Source organism: Nocardioides sp. NPDC006303 (genome assembly GCF_040613175.1).
GTDB lineage: Bacteria > Actinomycetota > Actinomycetes > Propionibacteriales > Nocardioidaceae > Nocardioides.
This window is the reverse complement of sequence record NZ_JBEXRR010000027.1, coordinates 77,324-83,733: the sequence shown is the minus strand read 5'-3', so window position 1 is coordinate 83,733 and position 6,410 is coordinate 77,324. Positions and strand designations below refer to the sequence as shown.

At 68.8% G+C, this 6,410-nt stretch carries 8 protein-coding genes; 1 reads left to right on the top strand and 7 read right to left on the bottom strand.

The genetic code is table 11. The annotated features are described in order from the left end of the window. The first annotated feature begins 259 nt into the window (after positions 1 to 259). Entirely contained in the window at positions 260 to 1,687 is a 1,428-nt protein-coding gene (locus tag ABZY89_RS19900) for a serine/threonine protein kinase (protein WP_355229966.1), read from the top strand. 178 nt (positions 1,688 to 1,865) lie between these two features. On the opposite strand, the gene hisF is transcribed toward ABZY89_RS19900, so the two are convergent. The 7 genes from hisF to ABZY89_RS19865 form a co-directional block, all read right to left on the bottom strand. Further along, positions 1,866 to 2,627 carry an imidazole glycerol phosphate synthase subunit HisF gene (hisF, locus tag ABZY89_RS19895; protein WP_355229965.1) on the bottom strand — a complete coding sequence of 254 codons (762 nt, stop codon included), beginning with the start codon at positions 2,625 to 2,627 and terminating at the stop codon, positions 1,866 to 1,868. Beyond that, positions 2,624 to 3,373 (bottom strand): bifunctional 1-(5-phosphoribosyl)-5-((5-phosphoribosylamino)methylideneamino)imidazole-4-carboxamide isomerase/phosphoribosylanthranilate isomerase PriA, encoded by a 750-nt coding sequence (gene priA, locus ABZY89_RS19890; RefSeq protein WP_355229964.1) that lies wholly within the window; start codon positions 3,371 to 3,373, stop codon positions 2,624 to 2,626. The genes hisF and priA overlap by 4 nt, the downstream gene beginning before the upstream one ends. A 157-nt stretch (positions 3,374 to 3,530) precedes the next feature. After that, entirely contained in the window at positions 3,531 to 4,250 is a 720-nt protein-coding gene (locus ABZY89_RS19885; RefSeq protein ID WP_355229962.1) for a VOC family protein, read from the bottom strand. A 63-nt stretch (positions 4,251 to 4,313) separates the two neighbouring features. Next, a complete protein-coding gene (locus ABZY89_RS19880; RefSeq protein ID WP_355229960.1) occupies positions 4,314 to 4,784 on the bottom strand; it encodes an SRPBCC family protein in 471 nt (156 codons plus the stop codon). Further along, complete coding sequence (locus tag ABZY89_RS19875) at positions 4,781 to 5,449, bottom strand: cysteine hydrolase (protein ID WP_355229959.1); 669 nt, start codon at positions 5,447 to 5,449, stop codon at positions 4,781 to 4,783. The genes ABZY89_RS19880 and ABZY89_RS19875 overlap by 4 nt, the downstream gene beginning before the upstream one ends. 15 nt (positions 5,450 to 5,464) lie before the next feature. Next, entirely contained in the window at positions 5,465 to 5,965 is a 501-nt protein-coding gene (locus ABZY89_RS19870; protein WP_355229957.1) for a DinB family protein, read from the bottom strand. Between the two features lie 5 nt (positions 5,966 to 5,970). After that, positions 5,971 to 6,405 carry a DUF1801 domain-containing protein gene (locus ABZY89_RS19865; protein WP_355229956.1) on the bottom strand — a complete coding sequence of 145 codons (435 nt, stop codon included), beginning with the start codon at positions 6,403 to 6,405 and terminating at the stop codon, positions 5,971 to 5,973. Between the last annotated feature and the right edge of the window lie 5 nt (positions 6,406 to 6,410).

The window sequence follows — 6,410 nt, the reverse complement described above, 5'->3', positions numbered from 1 at the left end:
GGCCGCCGCCCCGATAGCCAGCCAAATCTTTTCTCGACGGGCCCCGGTGTCAAGGACCGCGAAGCGGCCGGCGAAGCCGGCGGCCGAAGGCCGTCCTTTACTCCGGGGACCGTCGAGAAGACCCTCAAAGAACGGGTCGGCGGCCCACCCCAACCCCGAAGAAACAGTCCGTGTACGCCCAAGACCCCTACCCGCCCGTAACCTCCCCCACCCACGGACGTTGTGTCTCAGATAACCGAATCCCCCAGGAGGTCCCACGATGCGTCGTGCGGCAGCAGTCACCGTCGCCATGCTCTTCGTCTTCTCACTCAGCGCAGCCGCTCCAGCAGTGAGCGCGAGCGCGACACCAGAGCTGCGGGACGTGATGGTCGTGGGCAACAACTGGGACGGGACGGCTTCGATCGTCGATGCCCGCAGCTTCGAGGTGCTGCGCAAGGACATCGACCTGGTGCCGGACAAGGACGAGGAGATCGCCGCGATCCATCAGGATCCCGAGCGGCTGGCGATGTACTACCTCGTCCGCTACGGCCCCGGCGAAGGCAACGACCAGCTTGTGGACGACATGTTCACCACCCGGGACGGCAAGCTGCTGGCGGTCTCACGCCCCAGCCTGGCCGACGTGGTCTGGATCGACATCGAGAAGGCGCTCGCGGGCTCGCCGGACCCCGTCGTGGTCGAGCAGCAGATGGACGGCCACCGCACCGACCACATGGGCCTCTCCCCCGACGGCACGAAGCTGCTGGTCTCGGACTCGACCTCGCGCTCGGTGCACGAGTACTGGATGGGCGGAGCGGGCGACCCGCGGACGGGTGAGCGGCTGCGTACGTTCGAGTCGGGCGAGACGCCCCACGAGAACAACTACTCCAAGGACGGCTCGCGCATCTTCCACGCCTCCATCGGCCGCGTCTACCTGCCCGGCGACCAGAAGGAGATCTCCCTCGACTCGCTGCCGCTGATCAATCTCGACCAGCTCGGCCTCGGCACCATCCCCGGCACCGACCTCCTCCCGCCGATCAAGATCGGCCCGATCCACGACGCGATCAAGGGCGACCGCTGGTTCGAGATCGTCGACGAGTCCAGCTTCGAGGTCTCCCAGCGCTGGGAGATGGGCAAGGAGCTGGAGGAGGCCGGCTACCCCTCGATCTCCTCAGCCGTACGTCCCATGGCGGTCGCGCCCGGTGAGCGGTTCATCTACTTCCAGATGTCGTTCCTGCACGGCCTGGTCGAGTTCGACACCCAGGCGGCCGACATCGACGGAAAGGTCGGCTACTCCACCGGCTCCGTCGAGGAGCCCCGCACCGGCGCCGTCACCCGAGTCATCCAGCTCCCCAAGCGCACCCCGCTGCCGCGCGAGCTCTATGTCAACGACTCCGCCCACCACGGCCTCTCGATCGATTCCAAGGGCGAGACCCTGTGTGCGGCGGGCACGATGGACGACTACGTCGCGATGGTCGACCGCTCCAGCGGCGAGCACACCATCCTCGACGAGGAGACCACCGGCCACTTCTACGGCAAGCCCTACTGGACCACCGAAGGCATCGGCAGTACCTGCTGGGCATCGCTGTCCGACGCCGACGCGGTCGCCGTGATCGACTTCCGCACCGGCAAGGAGCTCGCCTACCTCGACGTCGGCAACCACCCCCAGCGCGTACGCCACGGGCAGATCCCGAGCTCTCTGCTGAGCTAGCCGCCCGCGCCGGGGCGCAGATTCCCGCCATGGCGGGAATCTGCGCCAGGCCAGCCTGTCCCGGCGACGGGGCTGTGCGGTAGCCGGGCAGCGACCAAAGTGTGCGATAACGCGGCGGGCTATCCGGTGGAGAGAAGCAGAATCCCGCCATGGCGGGATTCTGCCGCGCGGGCGACCGTCAGCGAACAGCCGCGCCGGCGCCGGAGAGCGCCTGCTTGACCTCGCCGATCCGCACCTTGCCGAAGTGGAAGATCGTGGCCGCGAGGACGGCGTCGGCGCCGGCGTCGACCGCGGGCGGGAAGTGGTCGGCCTTACCGGCGCCACCGGAGGCGATGACCGGGACGGTCACCTCGCTGCGTACGGCCTTGATCAGGTCGATGTCGAAGCCGTCCTCGGTGCCGTCGGCGTCCATCGCGTTGAGCAGGATCTCGCCGGCGCCGAGCTCGACGGCCTTCGCCGCCCATTCGATCGCATCCAGACCCGCTGACTTGCGACCGCCATGCGTGGTGACCTCGAAACCGGAGTCGGTCGCCGGCGCCCGCCGGGCATCGACGGAGAGCACGAGCACCTGGTTACCGAACCGGTCGGCGATCTCGGCGATCAGCTCGGGGCGGTCGATGGCCGCGGTGTTGACGGCGATCTTGTCCGCGCCGGCACGAAGCATCCGGTCCACGTCGTCGACGCTGCGGATCCCGCCGCCGACCGTGAGCGGGATGAAGACCTGCTCAGCGGTGCGGGTGACGATCTCGAGCGTCGTCGCCCGCCCCTCGTGGGAGGCGGAGATGTCGAGGAAGGTGAGCTCGTCGGCGCCTTCCTTGTCGTACGTCGCGGCCAGCTCCACCGGGTCGCCGGCGTCGCGCAGCTCCTTGAAGTTGATCCCCTTGACGACGCGACCGGCGTCGACGTCGAGGCAGGGAATGACACGTACCGCCAAACTCATGACAGGTCTCCACGCGGCCGGCCGAGCGTGAGGTCGAGCGCCTCGGCGAGGTCCAGGGAACCGGTGTAGAGAGCCGTGCCGGCGATCGCACCCTCCACGCCGACCTCGACCAGACCCATGAGGGCCTCGATGTCGTCGATGGTGGTCACTCCCCCGCTCGCCACGACCGGGCGATCGGTGGCCTCGCAGACCGCGCGCAGCAGGTCGAGGTTGGGGCCCTGGAGCATGCCGTCCTTGTTGACGTCGGTGACGACGTAGCGCGCGCAGCCCTCGGAGTCGAGGCGGGTGAGCGTCTCGTAGAGGTCGCCGCCGTCCTTGGTCCAGCCACGCGCGGCGAGGGTTCGGCCGCGTACGTCCAGACCCACCGCGACCCGGTCGCCGTAGGTCGCGATCGCCTGCCTGGTCCACTCCGGGTTCTCCAGCGCGGCGGTGCCGACGTTGACGCGGCGGCAGCCGGTCGCCATCGCGGCCTCGAGCGACTCGTCGTCGCGGATCCCACCGCTCATCTCGACCTTGATGTCGAGCTTGCCGACGATCCCGGCGAGGATCTCGCGGTTGTTGCCGTGACCGAAGGCGGCGTCGAGGTCGACCAGATGGATCCACTCGGCCCCGGTCTCCTGCCACCGCAGCGCGGCCTCGTAGGGATCGCCGAACCGCTTCTCCGACCCGTCCACGCCCTGGACAAGCTGCACCGCCTGCCCGCCCTTCACATCGACGGCCGGCAGGAGCTCGAGGTAGTCACCCATGAGGACGATCCTATGTTCTGTACGCCTCCACTCCTGCCCCGCCGTCCTGCTGCGAGACGGTTCCTCCATCAAGGTATGCAGACGAAGGAACACATCCCTCCCGGAGTTCCGCGCGGGAAGCGGCCCTTCGGCTGCATACCTCGACCAAGGAACACATCTAGCAAGGCGCCAGCAGCTCGAACTCGTACGCATCCAAGTCGGTCATCCTCGCCCACCGCCCGTCACCGTACGTCTCGGCGACGACCGTGGCGCCGAGCCCGACGAGGCGCTGGATCTCATCAGCAGGGCTGGTGTCCTCGGGCGCGATCAGGTCGAAGCGGAACCGGTCCCGCGGCCCACGCGGCACCGGTGGCGGCCCGCCCCAGGCGACCTTGGCACTGCCCGACGGGGTCGCGACCGCGGTCTCGCCGTCCTGGTCCCAGACCAGCGGCCAGCCGAGCGCGGCGCTCCAGAAGGTCCCGTTCTCCCGCGACCCGTCCGCGGCCACCTCGCCCAAGAAGCCCGTCCCCTCCAGCCAACGGTTGCCGGCCGGGATCACGCACAGCTCGTTGCCCTCCGGGTCGCCGAGCACGATGTGGTCCTCGTCCGGCCGCTGGCCGACATCGAGGTGGGTGGCCCCGAGGCCGATCAGCCGGTCGACGGTGCGCTGCTGGTCATCGGGCAGGCTGCTGGTCAGATGGAGATGGTGCGGATTGGCCAGCGTCTTCGGCGCCTTCGTTGGCATGAACCGGATCCGGAGGTCGTCCTCCGTGCGTGGCAGCAGCCGGATCTCATCGCCATTCGTCTCGGTCTCCCGGCGCAGCACCGCTGCCCAGAATCCCGCGACCTTCTCCGGGTCGTTGGCATCGATACAGATCCCGAACCGCCGAGGTGTCATGTCCGGCAACCTAGGTCGCGCCGCGATCGGTACGCAATCTGTTTCGGAGCAGCTCCGACCGGATCAGTCCATGTCCGCAGGGCGCGCGGCCAGGGTCATCAGGTTGGCCAACCCCTTCTCCATGTCGGGCGCAATGGCCTTCTCCATCGGGTAGACCTTGGCCATCAGGCCCATCACGCCACCCACCGATCCGGCATGGGTCCACATCAGCTGGGTGCCGTCGGCGACGGTGGCGAGGTCGAAGCTCACCGTGCTCCGGCTCTTGAACGGCTTGAGGAACTCCAGCGCGACCTCGATGTGCTCGGGGCTCGACTCGGTGATCTCCATCGCGCCGGCCCCCGCGCGCTTGTTGCCCGACCACGCATAGCGCGCCCCGACACCGGATTCTGCGCCCGAGTAGGTCCGCGACATGTCCGGGTCAAGTCCCTCCCATGGCGACCAGGCCGGCCATTGATGGAAGTCGTCGAGCAGCGCGTGCGCGCGCCCGACGTCGCACGGCAGGACCGCTGACCTGGAGACCTCGTAGTCGGTCATGTACCGACACTACCTCCGGCGGCGACGAGCTCGAGGACATCGTCGGTGCTGCGTACGTCGCCGAAGGTGCGATAGATGGTCGTCAGCGTCGCGTTGTGGGACTCGTCGTCGCGACCGGCGGTGGCGTCGCCGACCAGGATCGTGCGATATCCCAGCGTTGCCGCGTCCCGCGCCGTGCCGGCGACGCAGACCTCGGTGAGCGTGCCGGTGACGACAACGGTCTCGACGTCACGCTCCCGAAGCTGGTCGTGCAGCGTCGAGCTACCAGGGAAGAGCGCGCTCGTCGCGGTCTTCTCGGCGAGCAGGTCACCCTCGTGCGCCTCCAGACCAGGCCCGAGCCGCCCCTCGATCGGCCCCGCGCCACCGCTGCGCCGGAACATCTCGGCGACCTCCTCCCCGCGGAACTCCCGCGCCCAGGTCGTCGGTCCGGGGTCTCCCGGCACAACCCATGCGACGATGCCGCCTGCCTCACGGAGGACATCCGCCAGCAGACGTACGTTCGGGGTGATCGCGTAGCACGTCTCGTTCGCCTCGTAGAAGAACGGCACGAGGTCGACGACGACCAGCGCGGTCCTGGCTGGGTCGAGGCTCTGATATGCGTAGCGCCGTCCCCGCCGAGTCTCGTGTCGCGCGTACTCCCGCTCGGGGATCGCCCACCTGTGCACGCTCGGCGCCACCACTCAGGCGCTCTCGGGGTTCACGCCGACCGAGCCGTCGATGGTCTCGCGGAGGATGTCGGCGTGGCCGGCGTGACGGGTGGCGTCGCAGAGGCGGGCGGCCATGATGTTGAAGAGCATGACGTCCTCGTCCCACCACGGCACGTGGCCGGGAGCGTCGATCGGGAGCGCCTCGATGGTGGCGTCCACGTGGGACCAGACGCGGTCGGCGAGGTCGAGGACATCGCTCCGGCTCTCGTGATCCGTCGCCCGGTGGGTGGCATCCCACCACCCGGCGGTGTCCCACGGCGGGAGATCGAGCGGCGGCGTACGGCCGAAGACCTCGCCGAAGTAGCGGGCGTCGGAGAGGGCGTTGTGCTTGACCAGCCCGAGCAGGTTGGTGCCCGTCGGCGTCATCGGTCGGCGGACGTCGTGCTCGGAGAGTCCCTCGACCTTCCACACCAGCGCCTCCCGGACGCTGCGGAGCTTGTCGTGCAGATGCGCCTTCGCGAAGTCGTCGATCACGACGCTCAGCCCTCCGCTGCGCGCTTGCCGTAGGTGCCGCTGGTGAGGGTGGCGTACGAGCGGCGGACGATCTCCTCGAGAACGCTCAGATCGACCGCGTCGACGTCCTTGAGATAGAGGCAGCCGACGCCGTGGGTGTGTGGGCCGAGGCGGGCGAGGAGATCTTCGTGGGCCGAGATGCCGTCGTTGAGGTAGACGACCGAGGCGGACTTGCGGGGCGAGAAGCCCGCGGCCGGAGCATCGCCTTCGGTGCCGCTGGCGTACTTGTAGTGGTACTCGCCGAAACCCACGATCGCGGACCCGAACATCCGGGGCTCCACCCCTGTGGCGCGCCGCATCAGCTCCAGCAGCGTGACGGCGTCCCGACGGCGACCGGGAGGCTCGACAGCCTCTATGAAACCCACCGGATCGGCGTCGGTCCAGGTCGTCTTGGCTGCCATCCGGC